Source organism: Spirosoma lituiforme, assembly GCF_054776635.1.
This window is the reverse complement of record NZ_BAAHBO010000001.1, coordinates 676,122-693,233: the sequence shown is the minus strand read 5'-3', so window position 1 is coordinate 693,233 and position 17,112 is coordinate 676,122. Positions and strand designations below refer to the sequence as shown.

The 17,112-nt window shown below is 50.8% G+C and carries 19 protein-coding genes; 11 read left to right on the top strand and 8 right to left on the bottom strand.

What is annotated here, in order from left to right; translation table 11 throughout:
* Positions 1-21: 21 nt before the first annotated feature.
* Positions 22-261, bottom strand: coding sequence for a hypothetical protein (locus tag ACYU87_RS02940; RefSeq protein ID WP_461132528.1), 240 nt, complete (start codon positions 259-261; stop codon positions 22-24).
* Positions 262-442: 181 nt separating this feature from the next.
* Entirely contained in the window at positions 443-1,363 is a 921-nt protein-coding gene (locus ACYU87_RS02935) for an ROK family protein (RefSeq protein WP_461132527.1), read from the bottom strand.
* 207 nt (positions 1,364-1,570) lie between these two features.
* Between ACYU87_RS02935 and ACYU87_RS02930 the strand changes: the two genes are divergently transcribed.
* The 3 genes from ACYU87_RS02930 to ACYU87_RS02920 all read left to right on the top strand — a co-directional run bounded on the left by ACYU87_RS02930 (position 1,571) and on the right by ACYU87_RS02920 (position 3,608).
* Positions 1,571-2,038, top strand: a complete 468-nt coding sequence (locus ACYU87_RS02930; protein ID WP_461132526.1) for a redoxin domain-containing protein — start codon at positions 1,571-1,573, stop codon at positions 2,036-2,038.
* Between the two features lie 6 nt (positions 2,039-2,044).
* Positions 2,045-2,812, top strand: a complete 768-nt coding sequence (locus ACYU87_RS02925) for an SAM-dependent methyltransferase (RefSeq protein ID WP_461132525.1) — start codon at positions 2,045-2,047, stop codon at positions 2,810-2,812.
* A 202-nt stretch (positions 2,813-3,014) separates the two neighbouring features.
* Positions 3,015-3,608 (top strand): TetR/AcrR family transcriptional regulator, encoded by a 594-nt coding sequence (locus tag ACYU87_RS02920; protein ID WP_461132524.1) that lies wholly within the window; start codon positions 3,015-3,017, stop codon positions 3,606-3,608.
* A 58-nt stretch (positions 3,609-3,666) separates the two neighbouring features.
* Here ACYU87_RS02920 and ACYU87_RS02915 read toward each other — a convergent pair whose 3' ends face one another.
* The 3 genes from ACYU87_RS02915 to ACYU87_RS02905 form a co-directional block, all read right to left on the bottom strand.
* Positions 3,667-4,536, bottom strand: coding sequence for a YitT family protein (locus tag ACYU87_RS02915; RefSeq protein ID WP_461132523.1), 870 nt, complete (start codon positions 4,534-4,536; stop codon positions 3,667-3,669).
* Positions 4,537-4,625: 89 nt separating this feature from the next.
* Positions 4,626-5,534 (bottom strand): cysteine synthase A, encoded by a 909-nt coding sequence (cysK, locus tag ACYU87_RS02910; RefSeq protein ID WP_461132522.1) that lies wholly within the window; start codon positions 5,532-5,534, stop codon positions 4,626-4,628.
* Positions 5,535-5,601: 67 nt separating this feature from the next.
* A complete protein-coding gene (locus ACYU87_RS02905; RefSeq protein ID WP_461132521.1) occupies positions 5,602-6,447 on the bottom strand; it encodes a serine O-acetyltransferase in 846 nt (281 codons plus the stop codon).
* A gap of 250 nt (positions 6,448-6,697) precedes the next feature.
* Between ACYU87_RS02905 and ACYU87_RS02900 the strand changes: the two genes are divergently transcribed.
* The 4 genes from ACYU87_RS02900 to ACYU87_RS02885 all read left to right on the top strand — a co-directional run bounded on the left by ACYU87_RS02900 (position 6,698) and on the right by ACYU87_RS02885 (position 10,404).
* Positions 6,698-7,939 carry a PQQ-dependent sugar dehydrogenase gene (locus ACYU87_RS02900; protein ID WP_461132520.1) on the top strand — a complete coding sequence of 414 codons (1,242 nt, stop codon included), beginning with the start codon at positions 6,698-6,700 and terminating at the stop codon, positions 7,937-7,939.
* Positions 7,940-8,082: 143 nt separating this feature from the next.
* Positions 8,083-8,571: a methylated-DNA--[protein]-cysteine S-methyltransferase gene (locus ACYU87_RS02895; RefSeq protein ID WP_461132519.1), complete on the top strand. Its 489-nt coding sequence runs from the start codon at positions 8,083-8,085 to the stop codon at positions 8,569-8,571.
* A 32-nt stretch (positions 8,572-8,603) separates the two neighbouring features.
* A complete protein-coding gene (locus ACYU87_RS02890) occupies positions 8,604-9,644 on the top strand; it encodes an MBL fold metallo-hydrolase (RefSeq protein WP_461132518.1) in 1,041 nt (346 codons plus the stop codon).
* Between the two features lie 91 nt (positions 9,645-9,735).
* Complete coding sequence (locus ACYU87_RS02885; protein WP_461132517.1) at positions 9,736-10,404, top strand: SRPBCC family protein; 669 nt, start codon at positions 9,736-9,738, stop codon at positions 10,402-10,404.
* Positions 10,405-10,410: 6 nt separating this feature from the next.
* Here ACYU87_RS02885 and ACYU87_RS02880 read toward each other — a convergent pair whose 3' ends face one another.
* Complete coding sequence (locus ACYU87_RS02880) at positions 10,411-10,911, bottom strand: GNAT family N-acetyltransferase (RefSeq protein WP_461132516.1); 501 nt, start codon at positions 10,909-10,911, stop codon at positions 10,411-10,413.
* A 66-nt stretch (positions 10,912-10,977) separates the two neighbouring features.
* Here ACYU87_RS02880 and ACYU87_RS02875 point away from each other — a divergent pair, with 66 nt between their 5' ends.
* Complete coding sequence (locus ACYU87_RS02875; protein WP_461132515.1) at positions 10,978-11,562, top strand: Uma2 family endonuclease; 585 nt, start codon at positions 10,978-10,980, stop codon at positions 11,560-11,562.
* A 1-nt stretch (position 11,563) separates the two neighbouring features.
* On the opposite strand, the gene ACYU87_RS02870 is transcribed toward ACYU87_RS02875, so the two are convergent.
* Positions 11,564-13,462 (bottom strand): redoxin domain-containing protein, encoded by a 1,899-nt coding sequence (locus ACYU87_RS02870; RefSeq protein ID WP_461132514.1) that lies wholly within the window; start codon positions 13,460-13,462, stop codon positions 11,564-11,566.
* Positions 13,463-13,552: 90 nt separating this feature from the next.
* A complete protein-coding gene (locus ACYU87_RS02865) occupies positions 13,553-15,016 on the bottom strand; it encodes a sodium:solute symporter (RefSeq protein ID WP_461132513.1) in 1,464 nt (487 codons plus the stop codon).
* Between the two features lie 113 nt (positions 15,017-15,129).
* Here ACYU87_RS02865 and ACYU87_RS02860 point away from each other — a divergent pair, with 113 nt between their 5' ends.
* From ACYU87_RS02860 to ACYU87_RS02850, 3 genes are all read left to right on the top strand, one after another.
* Complete coding sequence (locus ACYU87_RS02860) at positions 15,130-15,408, top strand: ATP-dependent Clp protease adaptor ClpS (protein WP_461132512.1); 279 nt, start codon at positions 15,130-15,132, stop codon at positions 15,406-15,408.
* Positions 15,409-15,500: 92 nt separating this feature from the next.
* A complete protein-coding gene (gene recR, locus ACYU87_RS02855) occupies positions 15,501-16,112 on the top strand; it encodes a recombination mediator RecR (protein WP_461132511.1) in 612 nt (203 codons plus the stop codon).
* A gap of 222 nt (positions 16,113-16,334) precedes the next feature.
* Complete coding sequence (locus ACYU87_RS02850; protein ID WP_461132510.1) at positions 16,335-17,030, top strand: superoxide dismutase; 696 nt, start codon at positions 16,335-16,337, stop codon at positions 17,028-17,030.
* The last annotated feature ends 82 nt before the right edge of the window (positions 17,031-17,112 follow it).

Sequence of the window (17,112 nt, the reverse complement as noted above, 5' to 3'; positions counted from 1 at the left end):
GGATTCCGGCGAAAGTCCGGGTTACATGTAGTGCACGCCAACGGCGATCAATGAGGCCGCTAACCAAAGCAGAAAGAACGCTCTCGAATAAGGATTAAGCGTTGTGTCATTGGCTTCGTCGGCTAAAAATCGGGGACGAGCCATCGATTGGCTTAGCGCTTTGCTCCAATGTCGGTAGGTTGGACTGACGATGGACACGGGGTGTTTGTTTATGGAAAACGAGCGAACGGTAACGCGTTGGTTGCTGATGATAACAGTCATTAGATGAGTTGTTTTAGAATCAAAAAACGTTTTTTACAAAGCCTATAGACTTTATAGTTTGATTTAGAACAAGTAATCCGCCCCCGGTAAGAGGGCGGATTAAGGACAAAGCTACTGCCCCTTGTCCAGATTTCAAATGATTACGTGCGTTTCGGTTTATGGCTCACCCAAACTACGCTACTTACAGCAGCGCGGCCCCAAAAACACCGGCGCTGTCCCCTAGTTTGGGTTTCAGAAATTTTGTGTTGATTTCCCGGCTGTTGAAGACATATTTCTTGGCTCGTTCAACCCCTTCGGTATACAACAAGTCCACATTGCCAACGCCACCACCCAGGACGATAGCATCCGGGTCGAGGATGTTGATGATAACGGAAATTGCCCGCCCGAAATACTCAAGCATGCGGTTTACCGTCTGACTGGCTACCAGGTCATTGCCCTCCTGATAACGATCCATGATCTCTTTCATTGTCCGTTCCTCTCCGCTTACCTTTGCGTAATAGCGTTGTAGAGCGGGTCCCGAAATCACCTGTTCATTGCAACCAGCTTTTCCGCAATAGCAGGGGTACCCGTTCTCTTCCAGGATGTTATGGCCCCACTCACCACCGATTCCCTGCAGACCATTTAGAACGAAGGGCACACCATCGCGGCCCCGGATAACGACACCCCCGCCAACACCAGTTCCCATAATAACCCCGAAAACCGTTTGAAAGTCGGGAACGATGTCAGGCACACTGCCCATTGTCGATTCGGCCAGCGCAAAACAGTTCGCGTCGTTGGCCACGGCAACGGGTACCCCCAATAGTCTGGCCAGATCCTGCTTCATCGGTTTACCATTCAGCACCGTTGTGTTACAGTTCTTCATGGATTGACGAGCCGGATCGAACGAGCCCGGTGTGCCAAACCCAATCCGGTCGGGCTGAAGACCGGTTTCCGCTTTGAGCATATCAATGAGCCGAATAATCTGGCCCATAATATGGTCGTAACCTTTGTGGGCTTCGGTGTCAATGCGTTTACGAATAATGACAGCGTCGGGAGAAGGAGCGGATAGAATAACACCCTCGATTTTGGTGCCGCCCAGGTCAATACCCCAATAGTTTTGCATTTATTGAAAATAATAGGTGATGGGAATGTAGGTTAATGACCACCTTTGGTGCTTCCGGTGTTCATCTATAACCTGATTAATGGCAAATTAGCTAGTTTTGCCAGCGCTTTTCCTGAATTTTGTCCGCGGTACAAACGTCTTTTCCGAAAAATTCAGGACGATTCTTTTTTCAAATCAACACGCATAATTCCAAAATCAAAAATAAGTATGCTTACACCCGGTCAAAAAGCTCCCGAATTTTCTCTCTTTAACAGTGATAAAAAGGAAGTTAGCCTGTCAAGTTTAAAAGGAAAGAATGTTATTATTCTTTTCTTCCCGATGGCCTTCACCAGCGTTTGCACGGCCGAACTCTGCGAAATGCGGGATAATATCAGCACCTATTCGGATCTGAACGCAGAAATACTGGGCATTTCGGTCGATTCACCCTTCACGTTGGCCAAGTTCAAAGACGAGCAGAACCTGCCCTTCGATTTATTATCTGATTTCAATAAAGAAGTATCGCAGGCGTATGATACCTATTACGAAACATTTGCGCTGAATCTGAAGGGTGTTAGCAAACGTTCCGCTTTTGTCGTTGATCAGAATGGCGTTATTCAATACGCGGAGGTACTCGAAAGCGCTGGTGATGTTCCTGATTTTCAGGCTATTCGGCAAACGCTGACGTCGCTTAACTAATCCGTAATGGCCTGGTACACTACTTTTTTTCACGGATTGCCACAGATTGCGTGGAAGGCGGCCCAGACGGAAGAGCAAACGCAGCTCGACCTCGAACTACTGGTTGAAACGCTGGACTTTGGTCCGGATGATCGCCTGCTGGACATTTTCTGCGGCTACGGTCGGCATGCGTTGCCGCTGGCTCGGATGGGCGCCCATGTGACAGGAGTCGATATTTCGGAGGAATACATTTCGGAAATTAATTCGGCGGCTCAGGCTGATAAGCTTTCACTGGTTACGGTGGCCGCCGATTTTCTTCAAACGCCGGAAGCCACTATCGGTGCCGCCGGGTCATTTGACGCAGCTTACTGCCTAGGCAATAGTTTTAGTTTCTTTCCCAGGCCCGACATGCTGTCTTTCCTGAAACGCATTGCCGGATTGCTGAAGCCTGGTGGCCGCTTCCTCGCTCATTCCGAGATGCTGGCCGAATCCGTGCTGCCCGATTATCAGGCCCGCAATTGGCAACCCGTTGGTGACGATGGTGAGGAACCAATTCTGTTTCTGGCTGAAAATGAGTACATCCCGATGGAGAGCCGAATCGACTCACACCTGACTTATGTTCGGGCGGGGCAAACGCAGACTCGGTTGGCGCAGCATTTTGTGTATACGCTGGCTGAACTTCGTGGGTTATTTAGTGAAGCAGGGCTGCCGGTTCTCGATTGTTACGGTACCATTGACGGAGAACCGTTTGCGCTCGGAGACGAAGCCGTCTGGATACTGGCCAAGCGCCAATAAGTGACTGGTAATTCGTACATCAGGATGCTACTTAGTAAAGTATACGCTATTTTGATGCAACTGTCTGTTTATAAGAGAGATAGTTATTTTGCCAAATCTCGATTATTTAACTTTTTTGAGGATCGTTGTATTATTTCGTTATTAATCCGTAGTTTTCAGTCGATATAACACCGTTAACTAAAGATTAAGCACCTGAAATTGTATGGAAACTATCGAACGCAAGCCACGTAGTCGAGATCAAGCCCGTTCCGGTATCTTAAAAACGGCTAAGTCAATTGCCCGTCGTGAGGGGTGGCAAGCCGTTTCGATTCGAAAAATAGCCGACGCAATCGAGTACAGCGCGCCCATTGTCTATGAATACTTTGATAGTAAAGATATATTGCTGGATGAAATACGAAATGAAGGGTTCCAGCATCTGGCGCAGGAGTACGGCCGTATTCTAAAACTTTACCGTGATCCTGAAAAGCGACTGTACGAAATCTCGCTCGTGCAATGGGATTTTGCCCGCCACCAGCCAGAAATTTATCAGGTCATGTATAACCTGGATGGAGCCTATTGTACCCTCCCGGTATACCAGTCAGAAACCATGCAGGATGTGGGTCGCATTGTTCGCGAAACCATTTTTTCCTTCATCCCCAAAGCGGAAGAAAGCATCAAACGGCTTTATTTTCAGTGGTGGTCGGTATCGCACGGCACGATCATGCTGGCCATGCTTCTCAAAGATGAACAATCGCTCGATCAGTCTGAACAAATCTACCGCGAAACAATGCGCCGGTTTGTCCGCGATTTGAGGTAAATAGTGCGAAGAGAACCCGGCGCTTTTGACTAAGTAAAGGCTTTCGTCGGGGGTGTCATTAGTGCATAGGCAAGCTCTTAACCTTACCACCGGCTACATCATCGACGCTGTGCTGGATAATGAAGGCTTTAGGGTCTAGTTCGGTTACTATGGCCCGTAACCGGCTGATCTCAAGCCTGGTAACGACTGTATACAGTACGTTGTCGAGGTCCTGGTGGCTGCCGTGCTTGCCGTAGCCCCCATCGCCCTTAAGAATTGTTATACCCCAGCCTTTCTCAATAATTCGCTTCTGAATCAGGGGATTATGTTTCGAGATGATCAGGACGGCGGTGTATTCTTCGATACCGTGAATAACAAAATCCACCGTTTTTGAGGCTGCAAAATAGGTGATCATGGAGTACAGGGCTGGATTTATGCCCAGAAAAAAGGCGGCAGCACCAAAAATAAGTACGTTTAAGACCAGAATTACGTCACTTACTTTCAGAATCGGACTGCTTCGGCTAATGAGCAGGGCGGCAATTTCGGTTCCGTCCAGAACGGCTCCCCCCCGCATGGCCAGCCCAATACCCGCCCCAATGAAGAACCCGCCAAAAACAGCTGTCAGCAGAAAGTCGGGGGTGACATCCGGATAGGGAACAACGGCTAGGCTGATGGATAGTCCGGTAATAGCCAGCGTACTTTTAAGCGCAAACTGCTTGCCAAATTGCCGATACCCAAGGCCTATAAAAGGTAAGTTGATCAGCAAGAGCCAGATGGGTAGGGGTACGTCGATAAGGGATGCGAGCAACATTGAAACGCCCGTAACGCCACCATCAATAAAATGACTAGACAGCAGAAAGCCCTTGATGCCCATGCCGGCACCAAGTACGCCAGCCGTAATAAATGCAGTATCTTTTATTAATCTATACGTAGGTGTGTTTCGAAACATGAAGTCGGGGGTTGAGAAAATAAAGAATCAGTAGACTAAATGGAGCGGGTCCATCCGGTCTACGGATAACTGTAAACAAACGTATTGTTCTAGTACAGTCCGTCCACGGAAAGGTAACGTTCGCCCGTGTCGTAGCAGAAGGTCAAAATCCGGCTTCCGAGGGCCAGACCCGGTAGTTTTTTGGCAATGGCGGCCAACGAAGCACCCGACGAAATGCCGATAAACGTTCCTTCTTCCCGCGCCGACCGGCGGGCCATTTCGTAGGCTTCTTCTTTACTAACCTCAATTACCCCGTCCAGGACGTCGGTATGTAAGTTTTGGGGAATGAAACCGGCGCCAATACCCTGAATGGGGTGGGGACCGGGTGAGCCACCGCTGATAACCGGTGAGAGTTCGGGCTCTACCGCATATACTTTCAGATTGGGAAATGCCTGTTTGAGCACCTGCCCTACGGCGGTTATGTGCCCGCCCGTGCCAACCCCTGTAATCAGCACGTCGAACCCATCGGGGAAGTCAGCCAGGATTTCCTGAGCCGTCGTGTTTACGTGGATATCAATATTGGCCTGATTTTCGAATTGCTGGGGCATCCAGGCGCCGGGCGTCTGGGCCACCAGCTCATGGGCGCGCTCAATGGCGCCCTTCATCCCTTTCTCGCGGGGTGTCAGGTCAAATTCAGCTCCGTAAGCCGCCATAATTTTACGGCGTTCAATACTCATCGACTCGGGCATGACCAGAATGATTCTGTATCCTTTTACGGCCGCTACCATCGCCAGGCCAATACCCGTATTGCCCGACGTTGGTTCAATAATCGTACTGTCTGACGTCAGCAAGCCTTTCGCTTCGGCGTCATTGATCATAGACAGCGCAATTCTATCTTTTATGCTTGCCCCCGGATTGGCCCGCTCCAGCTTCGACCATACTTCGAAGCCGGGAAACAGGCGATTAATGCGTACGTGTGGTGTGTTACCGATTGTGTCGAGAATGGAGGCCGCTTTCATGGAAAAAAAGAGTTATAAGACAAGGCGTGGTTCAGACGGAAGTCTGCTAACCACGCATCCGATGAATTTAGATGACAAAATTGATGGGTTCGGCGGCTTCGAGTGACCGTAGCCGAACGTCGGTCTGGTGCTGATGGAAAACCAGCGAATGCGCTTCTACGCTGGTCGTCAGCCAGACGTTTCCGCCGATAACCGAGTCGTGTCCAACCACCGTATAACCGCCCAAGATAGTCGCGTTTGCGTAAATAACGACGTTGTTCTCGATCGTCGGATGGCGTTTTTTCTGAGCCATTGATTTAGCCACGTGGGTAGCGCCGAGGGTTACACCCTGATAGATCTTGACGTTATCGCCGATGATCGTTGTCTCGCCGATAACGACTCCGGTGCCGTGATCGATAAAAAACGACTTGCCAATCTGAGCGCCGGGGTGAATATCGATACCCGTCTGGCCGTGGGCGTATTCCGTGAGCATCCGGGGCAGGAGGGGGACGTTAAGCTTGAGTAATTCGTGCGCAATCCGGTAGACCGCAATGGTATAAAATCCCGGATATACGGCTACGACCTCCTCGATGCCAACGGCCGCCGGATCATTGTCGGCAATCGCGTGCGCGTCGAACAGTAGACTGTCGTAAATAGTAGGTAACTGCTCGAAAAAGCGCTCGGTGATAACTACCGGACTTTCGGCCAGGTTTTTCTCCAGCGGATGTAGCAAACAAACGAGTTGTTCGTTCAGATGCTGATACGTTTCTTCCACGTGCTGCGAGATGGATTTGCATTCCTGAGTAACCGGAAAAAGCAGCCGCATTAGCTGGTCAATAAAGCGTCCGGCGTCTGGCCGGGAGGGAAGCTTGTAGCGATAACGGGCTCGCTGCGTCTGTAAATGATCGAGGAAAGTACTGGTTTCGGTAGTCATAGTAATCATTGTCTGAGTCGAGATGCGGGAAGACGTGCGGCCAAAAGGGGCTATCAACGGTACATCGGATTGATAAACCGGTAGAATTTCTGCCCCGTTTTGGGGAATCAATACACTGGCCAACGACGCGTAAAACAAGTGTTAAACCGGATTTTAACAATAGTTTCTTTGATTTTTAAACAAAAAGTGGGCCGCAAAGTTCGTCGGCAATTCCTGGAACCCGATTTGCAAAGGAAAAACAGGTAAACTAATGAACCAACTTATTATGCTCAGTAAAACGATCATTGCATTTTTGATTTCGCTGTCGGCAACGTCGGGGGTCGCCTGGATGGTGGCGGCTGCCTGCCAGCCATCGGATCAATCGAACGCAGTGACATCAGACTCCCTAAGCAATAACACCAAGGCCGCTGCTCTTTCCGCCAGGGTTATTAATGCATACCCAAAATTGACGTTCTCGTCGCCCGTTGAATATACCTACGCCAAGGACGGCACAAACCGCGTATTTGTTATTGAGCAGGAAGGAAAAATACGGGTCTTCGAAAATAACGCCAATACGGCGACAGCCGGTACGTACCTGGACATTCGTAACAAGGTCGCATCGGGTGGCGAGATGGGTTTGCTGGGCCTGGCCTTTCATCCTGACTTTAAGCAGAATGGCTTCTTTTACGTCAATTACACCAAGAATAACCCGCGTGAGACGGTGGTGAGTCGTTTCAAAGCATCATCCGCTAATGCATCGCAGGTCGATCCTGCTTCCGAAGTTATTCTTTTTCGGTTTGCGCAGCCTTACTCAAACCACAACGGCGGCAAAGTCCTGTTCGGTCCGGATGGCTTCCTCTATGTTTCGACCGGCGATGGTGGCAGTGGGGGTGATCCGCAGAATAACGGTCAAAACAAAAGCAGCTGGCTCGGTAAAATCCTGCGCGTAGACGTGAACAGTACAGAAAAGGGTCATTACGGAATTCCGGCTGACAATCCGTTTAAAGGCAACAGCAAAGGCTATCGGGAGGAGCTGTTCGCCTATGGCTTGCGTAACCCCTGGCGGATCAGCTTCGACGACGAAGGCCGTTTATGGGCAGGCGATGTTGGGCAGAATTCGATTGAAGAAGTGGATATTATTACAAAGGGTGGTAACTACGGCTGGCGTGTAAAAGAAGGTAACGCTGATTATAACGCGAAGGATAACCCCGCCAATGCTTCTGATCTGGTGGCTCCCGTCTGGCAGTACAGTCACAGCAATGGCGACATCTCCATCACTGGTGGTATGGTGTATGGGGGAACAGAAAGCCCGTCGTTACGGGGTAAATACGTTTTTGCCGATTATGCCAGTGGTCGTATATGGGCACTGACCCCAAATGGAAACAAAGCTGCAACAGCCCAGGAACTTATGACGCGGGCCGGTTCTATTTCAGCCTTCGGCGAGGACCAGAAAAAAGAAATCCATTTGTGTGATCTGGGCAGCGGAAAGATATTGAAACTGGTTGCAAACTGACCTCCGGCTTTTGTCGTGGCCACGGACGAACTGGTCACCACGTGAGAAGACAAATTAAGGTAAAAAGGTGCCTGGGCTTAAATAGCGGGCACCTTTTTCTGTATATTGAAACACCGTTAGAACCAGAACGCGCTTGTTTGCTTATGACCACCATGTTTGAATCACCCCTGGGTCTTGTTCGCGTTACCGGCGATGAGCAGGGCGTTTCGGTTATTTCGTGTCACGATAGTGTAGTCAATGAAAACTGGAGCAATACCCACTTGCCGACGCCGGTTGAAAAGGCTGTTACTCAACTAAAAGCGTATTTTGCCGGGGAACGGCCTGCGTTTGACTTCCCGCTGAACCCGGCTGGTACAGCTTTTCAACAGGTCGTTTGGCAGGCTTTGCGGGAGATTCCATTTGGTACCACCCTGTCGTATCTGGCATTGAGTCGGCGCATTGGCGATGAGAAGGCGATTCGGGCGGTAGCAGCTGCCAATGGACGAAATCCCCTCTGGATCGTGGTGCCCTGCCATCGCGTAATCGGTTCCGATGGGTCACTGACGGGCTATGCGGGTGGATTGTGGCGCAAGAAATGGTTGCTGGAGCACGAGGGGGCCTTTGCCCGATCTGGCCAATTGGCGCTGTTTTAATCAATTTGGTCCACTTTGTCGTTTAGTACCCGATGCCTACAGCCCTATCGCTCCTCACGTTATCGTGTCTCCTCTTGATTATATCGTCCTGCGTCCCTCGTTACAAAGGTCCGATTACCGACCATTTTAACGGCAAGAAATTTTACAACCCGAATATGCCCGAACGAACATCGGGCGGTTTATTGAAGTGGTTGCTTCACCGCGATAAAGGCCCCTGGCCAGAACAGCCAGACGCTTTTGTGGGTGCCCGGCCCGCTACGCGCGTGGAAGGCGATACGCTGGTTCTGACGTTTGTTAACCACTCCACGTTTCTCATTCAAACGGCGGGTCTGAACATTCTTACCGATCCTGTCTGGTCAAAGCGGGTGGGGCCAACGTCGTGGTTAGGCGTCAAACGTAAACGGCCGCCGGGACTGCGTCTGGACGAATTGCCGCCCATTGACGTTGTTTTGTTAAGCCACAACCATTACGATCACCTCGACCTGCCTACGCTCAAAAAACTGGTCAAGGCCCATAATCCGCTCTTTATCACTCCGCTCGGGGTGTCGCATTTGCCGCGCTCGGTCGATGGCCGTATCTCGCCGGAGCTCGACTGGAACGACACGTTGCGCGTAAATGATCAGCTATTGCTGCGGTGTACGCAGGCCCAGCATTTCAGCAACCGGGGTATTGGCGATCGGGATGAAACGCTCTGGTGCGGTTATTTACTGCACACCAGTTTTGGCACGACTTATTTTTGCGGGGATAGTGGCTACGGCCCTCATTTCAAAAAGATTGCCGAGCAAGCGCAGAGATCAGCAACGGGTCCCATCAAGCTGGCCCTGCTGCCCATTGGGTCTTATCGACCCGAGTGGTTCATGGCTCCCGTGCATGTTTCGCCAGCGGGAGCCGTGCAGGCGTTCGTTGATCTAAAGGCGACCCAGGCGGTCGGCATTCACTTTGGTACGTTTCAGCAGGGCGATGATGGGCTTGCCGAACCTGCCGCCGATTTGCGCAAAGCCTTACAGGCGGCCAAGATTCCCGAGAGTCAGTTTCTGGTTCCTGAAGAAGGACGGCCCATGGTGTTTAACTGATAGACCGAATCCTTGTATCCAACAAAACAGGAGTGACAACGTTAATTACGATGAACAGGCAGTATCATTGACAAACAGACGCAGTTACTTTATGAAGTTGTTTCGGTTAGGAGGCTATCTGATACTAGCGATCAGTAGTTTTGTATTTCCCCTGAAAGCGGCTCGGGCGCAGGCTCAGGAAGGCTGGCGTTTGGCGAAAGACAAAGATCAAATACAGGTTTATACGCGCAATATACCCGGTAGTCGGTCGAGTGAACTACGGGTTGACTGTATTATGCCCGGTACGCAGACTCAGTTGGTCGCCCTACTGTCCGACATTGCCAACTATAAAAACGTTATTTATAAAACGAAATCGGCACGGTTGATCAAGCGTGTCAGCGAAACGGAGCTACTGTACCACGTCGTTACCGCCGTGCCCTGGCCCGTAAGTGATCGCGACATGGGTGTTCAGTTAACGTTTGCGCATGATCCGGTCTCAAAAATGCTGGAGGTAAAAGGAGTGGGCGTACCTAATCTGGTGGCTGCTCAGCCCAACACGGTGCGTATTGCTGACTGGCTGGCGATCTGGCATGTCCGACCAATCGCAAAGCAGCGGATGCAGGTTATCTACACATGCCGGCTCGATCCGGGGGGCGATATTCCGGCCTGGCTCGACAATGTGGCCGCGGCTTCAAGTGCCTATCAATCATTTGTGCTGATCCGAAATAGCCTTTCCCTGCCCCGTTACCAGGGGAAAAACTTCGCTTTTCTCAACAACTAAGGCCGTCTATAAGGTTTTCTGATAAGCCAGAAAGCGCAGGCCCGGCCGAAAGCTAAGGGTAATGTCACCCGCGTATTGGTAACCAAGTTTAGGGAAAAGCTTTTGAGTGACTTGGTTTTCGGAGTTTGTATCTATCCGCAGGTAAGCGATACCGCGTTCGATGGCGATCTGCTCGGCCTGATTGAGTAACGCCACGGCAACACCCCGCCCCTGGAAAGCCGGGTCAACGGCGAGTCGGTGGGTCACGATGGCGCGCTGGGTCAAATCAAAGCCAACCTGAGCGTATTCCGGTTCCTGGTCTTCCGTTATGGCGGCCACACCCGCCAGCAATCCATCAATAACAACTACCCAGAGTTGCTGCTTAGCCAGATCCGCTTCGAATACGGTATGGTTTGGGTAATGGTCATCCCACTGAAAATTTCCGGATTTACGCATCAGGGGAACAACGTGGCGGATGAGGTGCATCAGAGCCGGTAAATCAGCGGCATTGGCCAGGCGAACGGTCATTGGCGTAACTTGTTAATTTGGCGCAAATACGGTATTTCGCCGTTGGTTAACTAAACAGAAACCGTTATGGAGCTGGAATTTCCGGTTGTGCTTAAAAAGCTCGAGGTAATGACGGACGATGAGTTCTTTACCTTCTGTCGGGCAAATGACCCACTCGAACTGGAACGTGATAAAAACGGAAACATAATTATAGTGTTACCAACAGGATCAAAAACAGGAAATATTAATCTGATACTAGCTAGCCGGGTATTTCTTTGGAATGAAGAAAGAGCGGCTGGGTATACCTTTGATTCATCTACGGGTTTTAAGTTGCCTAGTGGAGCAATTCGATCGCCGGATGTGGCCTGGGTTCAGAAAGACCGTTGGGAAGCAATCTCTGAGGAACAACAGGAGAAATTTGCCCCTGTTTGCCCTGACTTTGTTATTGAACTCCGTTCGACCAGTGATGACCTGGTCTATCTTCAGAATAAGATGGAGGAATACCGCGAGAATGGCTGCGCATTGGGCTGGTTGATTGATCGTAAAAGTCAGCAGGTGTTTATTTACCGCCCCGATCAACCCGTCGAAACAGTTCCTTCTTTTGCGCAAACGCTAGCCGCTGCGCCAGTACTGCCCGGCTTCACATTTGACCTCACGCTGCTAACACGCTAGTTCATTTCTCTGCTTTCAGCATATCAACGACCATGCTTAATTCGTTGACCGTTGCTTCGGGGTTGCCCGAGTAGCCAATGGCCCGGTACCGAACCCGACCGTTGGGACCGATAACGACTTTAGTGGGTATTCCCTGCACTTTATAAGCACTCGACACCTTTTGCTGCGTATCGAGCGGTACGACGAAATTGTACGTATTGCGGTTCATGAAGTTATGCACTCGCTGCACCGGACCGCCTTCGCGTGTATTAACAAACAAAAAGCGCACATCAGGATCGTTCTGGAACCGCATCTGGGCCTGTTGCATGGCCGGAAAAGAAGCAATACATGGCCCACACCAGGTGGCCCAGAAATCCAGCACGACAACCTTTCCTTTCAGCGCTGCCGATGAGATAGTACGTCCCTGCAAATCGGTGAGCGAAAAGGCCGGGGCCGGTTCATTAATTAGCAGCTGCCGGAGTTCATCCTGCTTTTCAGCCCGCAAATCGGCTTCGAGGTTAGCCAGATACGCATCCGCCTTGGCCGCGGTATTGCCGGGTTGTTTGGCATACCAATCGTGGAGAGCCGTTTTCAATCCCGGCGTTGCTTTCCCGATCTGAACCGCAGCCTCGGCCATTGGTTGAGCGTCTGCCACGTGGTTTGTTCGTAGGGCACAAAGAAAGTATCGTTCCGTAACCCGTGGGTCGCTGTTGTCCAGATCATCGGGATTAATAAACTCTTTGTAGAGCGGATACGCATCGGCGTATTTGCCCTGTTGTTCCAGCGTACGGGCGTAGGTATTCTGCAACTGCCGTTGCCAGTTTTGCTTTTCCGTCTCCCAGTTACCTACGGCCGTTCTGGGTTTAGGCTGTGTTTTCAAGACATCCATTGCCCGTTTCACCAAGATTTCCGCTTCGGGTACCGATCGTCGTTCGTCAGCCAACTGAAAGGCAATCGTATTGAGCATCAACACATCGGTATGCGATGCGGGTTGCTTCTCTACGAACGTTACCAACCCTTTGATGTCATTGTTTTTAAAGTAACCATCCGTCATTAGCACCGTTAAGGCGGGAAGGTAGGACGAGTTGGGGAACTCCGTCAAAAAGGCCTGATAAGCTACCTTTTTACGATTCCAGTCCGGCTCGTTGCGTACAGCCATCGATCGGTCTTTCTGCACGAGCGAACCCGTTGGTTCAATGAGTTTCTGCCGTTCGCGCAGGGCGTTTGCCTTCGTAAAATCGCCCATGCTTTCGTACAGCTGAGCCGCCGTGGTCAGTTCAGCACTGGTTGGTGCTGGTCGGGAGGCCAGATAAGCGTCGATACCGGCTTTTACTTTCGGGCCATAGCCGGGTTTCCGTTGCTTGACCTGAGCCGCCAGCAGGTCTGACCAGTACTGCGGACGAAGATCAGGGTTTTGCAGTATCTCGTGCTCGTACAAGGTCACGACCCAGTTAGGGTCATATTTGGCCCCGGCTTCGTAGATAAAATGACTGCGTGTAAAGACGGATGCCTGTCCGCCGGTTGCATGCGGTACCGGCCGACCCGTGGGATCGCAAACCGGGATGACGTATAACTGGCCTTTATTCAGGTCTGCCCGTTTGGGTTGTTTACTGTTTCGGAAAAGAAGCATCAGGCCCGCTACCTCTCGTTTGGGTAAAACCAGTTGCCCTACATAGTCATGGCCAACCCGCGTCATTGCAACACTCGTCGGCTGACTAAGCTGCATGGCATTAGGTGCCCCGTACCGGACATAACGACCTTCGATGGTGCTGTCTGCCGCCAGGGGAGTGGTTTGGGGCGAGTACGTGAACGAGACCACCTGACCAAGCTGTGGACGCTCGGGCGAGAAACAGAATTGAGCCCTGGCCCACGGCGACGCCAGAACCAGTACGAAGAGAATAGCAGAAAACTTGATCGTCATAACAGAGTTGAGGTCACCGCTGATCGGCAGTAAACGAAGGTACGCGGGAAGGCGTTAAAGGCAGTACATTTCGTTGTTTTTATTACCCGGCTACACCGCCACGGCTTCCTGTCTGACAACTGGCTTTGACACCGCCCACAGCCCGACAAACGTAAATAAACCATTGAGCAGCAGTCGTTCAAACCCGAACTGGTAGCCACCAAACCAGGCCGCCGAATGCTCGTTGACGTAGTACGTAAGCAGGGGCGAAACCAGGCAAATCCAGGGAACAAAACGGTCCATAACCGGACGTTTGTTGAAGATACCAAACGCGTATAGACCCAGTAAGGGGCCATACGTATAGCCCGCGATGTCAAAAACGGCGGTAATGACCTCTTTGCTGTTGACTTGCCGGAAAATAATAATGACGACGTAGAACAGAATGGAAAAGCCGATATGAACGATGTGCTTGATGCGGGAGCGCTCGGCCTCCGGCCGATTTTCGACGTTCATAAAATCGACACAAAACGAGGTTGTTAGTGCCGTCAGCGCTGAATCGGCACTGGCGTAGGTAGCGGCTGTAATGCCCAGCAGGAACGTAATACCCACCAGCAAACCTAGGTGGTTCAGGGCAAGCATGGGATACAGATCATCGGTGCGCGTAGGAATGGCTATGCCTTCGCGCTGCGCGTAGACGTATAAAAGCACACCGAGCGACAGAAACATGAAGTTGACGAAGACCAGCGTAACCGTAAACCAGAACATGTTTTTCTGCGCTTCGCCGATGTTTTTGCAGGTCAGGTTCTTCTGCATCAAATCCTGATCCAGCCCCGTCATGACAATGGCAATGAACGCACCGGAAATAAATTGCTTGAAGAAGTTCTTGGGGTCGTTGGCATCCCAGTAAAACACCTGCGACATCGCATTATCCTTCACCGTTCGGACCAGATCGCCAAACGAGAAACCCAGTTCCCTTGAAATCAAGACGATGGTCAGCACAACGGCCGTAACCAGAAACACGGTTTGGAGCGTGTCCGTTACAATAATGGTTTTAACGCCCCCTTTGAATGTATAGATCCAGATTAACCCGATGGTAATGAGCACGGATACCTCGAACGGAATTCCCAGGGGCGTAAACAACGCCAGTTGCAGCACGCCAGCGGCTACGTAGAGCCGAACGGCGGAACCAACCGTGCGCGCCAGCAGAAAAAAGCCAGCCCCTGCCTTGTAGGACCAGAATCCAAAGCGTTTTTCGAGATAGCCATAGATCGAAATCAGGTTCAGCCGGTAATAGAGGGGCATCAGGACCGAGCCAATGACGATGTAGCCGATAATGTAACCCAGGACTACCTGGAAATACGAGAAACCGATCTTGCCCACGGCCCCCGGTACGGAGATAAAGGTAACACCCGACAACGAGGTGCCAATCATCCCGAAGGCCACTAACCACCATGGCGACTGCCGGTTAGCCGTAAAAAAAGCATTGGTATCAGCTCCTCGGGCGGTGTAAAACGAAACAGCAATCAGCATTCCGAAATAGGCGATCAGAATGACTAAAGCGAGGGTGGTATTCATAGATAATCAGGCAACTTTTTGGAGCGAAAGAGGGTTCTTTTATAGCAGGGCACTGGCTTTTTTTAGTGCCCATTTTGCCGTAAATTTGCTAAGTAAATACCATTTTATCTCCTATGCAACCTTTTGAAGAAACCGGTGTGGCCGTACTCGACGAAGTTGTTGAAACCGATGTCCATACCCTCGTAGTCTTCAACGATGAAGTCAATACGTTCGAGCATGTCATTGAAACGCTGATCGACGTTTGCGGACATACAGCCGAGCAGGCTGAGCAATGTACGCTGCTTATTCACTACAAAGGCAAATGCTCCGTCAAGAACGGTTCATGGGAAGAACTTGTGCCAATGCGCAACGAAATCTGCCGACGCGGCATTTCGGCGGAAGTCTTAAACTAAAGAGTGAAAGAGCGAATGAGTGAAAGAGCGGAAGTTGATGCGCTGGTCACTCTTTTGCTCTTTCATTCTTTCGCTCTTTAATTCAACTGAAATTGGAGTATCCATCTAAGCTTATAGAAGACGCGGTGAACGAGGTGTCGAAACTGCCGGGAATCGGAAAAAAAACCGCTCTCCGGCTAGTACTGCACCTGCTCAAACGTGATGAAGACCAGACCGAAATGCTGGCTCAGAGTCTGACGGCCATGCGCACCAAAGTCAAACATTGCCAGAAATGCCACAATCTGTCCGATCATGAGTTGTGCACAATCTGTGCCAGCAACAAACGCGATCAGGCCATTATTTGCGTGGTAGAGGATACCCGCGATGTGCTGGCCATCGAGAATACGGCGCAGTACAAAGGACTCTATCATGTGTTGGGGGGCATTATCTCACCGGTGGAAGGAATTGGCCCGAGCGATCTGCAGATCGATTCGCTTATCGCTCGTTTGCGCAGCGAAGAAGGTGAACACGTGCGCGAAATCATTCTAGCCATCAGCCCCACCATGGAAGGGGACACGACGGCGTTTTATCTGCAAAAAAAGCTCAAACCGTTCAATCTCAAGATTTCGACTATTGCGCGGGGTATCCCGATCGGGGGCGACCTCGAATACGCCGATGAGGTTACCCTCGGACGTAGTATTCTGAGCCGCATTGCCTATGATTAGTGGTTGTCAGATTGAACGATTTCCCGTTTCAGGCTGGTCGTTGCATTAAATTAATCCAGCGATTGGCCCGAAACGCGGACCCGCTCGGTTTCGGATACGAAAATCTCGTTTCTTTGCGTCTCTGACCTTTGGGTTTGTTGAACATTCGTCCGTTGCGGCTGTTCAGATTAACAACCTATACCGTCGCAGACGCTTTTTTATATCCCAAAAACCAACATTCGCATGAATCGCTCCGAGTTTTTGAAACTAGCCTTCGGTGCATCCGCCGGTTTAGTTGCCTTCCGTTCATTAGGATTTGCGCCAGCACAGGCCGAAGGGCCGTTTAAGCTGGCTCCGTTGCCCTATGACGCGGGTGCGCTTGAACCGCACATCGACAAGATGACGATGGAAATTCACCATGACAAACACCACAAAGCCTACGTTGATAACCTGAACAAGGCTGTGGCCGGGACGGATATGGCGAAGATGGACATTGATGCACTGGTGAAAAGTGTGAGCAGCACGACACCGGCAGCCGTTCGGAATAATGCGGGTGGTCACTGGAACCATACGTTCTTCTGGAACATAATGGGTCCTAATGCGGGTGGTGCGCCAAAGGGTGCCCTGGCTGAAGCCATTAACAAGAAGTATACGTCGTTCGATAACTTTAAAACCGAATGGGGTAAAGCAGCAACCGCGCGTTTCGGCTCGGGCTGGGTGTGGTTGATCAAAAATGGCAATGACGTTGAAATCGTTTCGACACCAAACCAGGATAATCCACTCATGGCCTTGGCGGAGAAAAAAGGAACACCTGTTATGGGTCTGGATGTCTGGGAACACGCCTATTACCTGAAATACCAGAACCGACGCCCCGAGTACGTCACCGCATTCTGGAATGTGATCGACTGGAACAAAGTCGGTAAACATTTCGGAGCCTGATTTAATTAACAATGTAGAGACGCAACCCCTTGCGTCTCCTGTGCTGGATAGTTTAGCTACCATACAGGAGACGCAAGGGGTT

What these genes read in the sequence shown, in the direction of transcription:
- ACYU87_RS02920 (WP_461132524.1), top strand. Translation starts at nt 3,015, where the DNA reads ATGGAAACTATCGAACGCAAGCCACGTAGTCGAGATCAAGCCCGTTCC.
- ACYU87_RS02880 (WP_461132516.1), bottom strand. Translation starts at nt 10,911, where the DNA reads ATGACCGTTCGCCTGGCCAATGCCGCTGATTTACCGGCTCTGATGCAC.
- ACYU87_RS02900 (WP_461132520.1), top strand. Translation starts at nt 6,698, where the DNA reads ATGAACCAACTTATTATGCTCAGTAAAACGATCATTGCATTTTTGATT.
- ACYU87_RS02930 (WP_461132526.1), top strand. Translation starts at nt 1,571, where the DNA reads ATGCTTACACCCGGTCAAAAAGCTCCCGAATTTTCTCTCTTTAACAGT.
- ACYU87_RS02935 (WP_461132527.1), bottom strand. Translation starts at nt 1,363, where the DNA reads ATGCAAAACTATTGGGGTATTGACCTGGGCGGCACCAAAATCGAGGGT.
- ACYU87_RS02890 (WP_461132518.1), top strand. Translation starts at nt 8,604, where the DNA reads ATGCCTACAGCCCTATCGCTCCTCACGTTATCGTGTCTCCTCTTGATT.
- ACYU87_RS02885 (WP_461132517.1), top strand. Translation starts at nt 9,736, where the DNA reads ATGAAGTTGTTTCGGTTAGGAGGCTATCTGATACTAGCGATCAGTAGT.
- ACYU87_RS02875 (WP_461132515.1), top strand. Translation starts at nt 10,978, where the DNA reads ATGGAGCTGGAATTTCCGGTTGTGCTTAAAAAGCTCGAGGTAATGACG.
- cysK (WP_461132522.1), bottom strand. Translation starts at nt 5,534, where the DNA reads ATGAAAGCGGCCTCCATTCTCGACACAATCGGTAACACACCACACGTA.
- ACYU87_RS02940 (WP_461132528.1), bottom strand. Translation starts at nt 261, where the DNA reads ATGACTGTTATCATCAGCAACCAACGCGTTACCGTTCGCTCGTTTTCC.
- ACYU87_RS02905 (WP_461132521.1), bottom strand. Translation starts at nt 6,447, where the DNA reads ATGACTACCGAAACCAGTACTTTCCTCGATCATTTACAGACGCAGCGA.
- ACYU87_RS02860 (WP_461132512.1), top strand. Translation starts at nt 15,130, where the DNA reads ATGCAACCTTTTGAAGAAACCGGTGTGGCCGTACTCGACGAAGTTGTT.
- ACYU87_RS02925 (WP_461132525.1), top strand. Translation starts at nt 2,045, where the DNA reads ATGGCCTGGTACACTACTTTTTTTCACGGATTGCCACAGATTGCGTGG.
- ACYU87_RS02850 (WP_461132510.1), top strand. Translation starts at nt 16,335, where the DNA reads ATGAATCGCTCCGAGTTTTTGAAACTAGCCTTCGGTGCATCCGCCGGT.
- ACYU87_RS02895 (WP_461132519.1), top strand. Translation starts at nt 8,083, where the DNA reads ATGACCACCATGTTTGAATCACCCCTGGGTCTTGTTCGCGTTACCGGC.
- ACYU87_RS02915 (WP_461132523.1), bottom strand. Translation starts at nt 4,536, where the DNA reads ATGTTTCGAAACACACCTACGTATAGATTAATAAAAGATACTGCATTT.
- ACYU87_RS02870 (WP_461132514.1), bottom strand. Translation starts at nt 13,462, where the DNA reads ATGACGATCAAGTTTTCTGCTATTCTCTTCGTACTGGTTCTGGCGTCG.
- ACYU87_RS02865 (WP_461132513.1), bottom strand. Translation starts at nt 15,016, where the DNA reads ATGAATACCACCCTCGCTTTAGTCATTCTGATCGCCTATTTCGGAATG.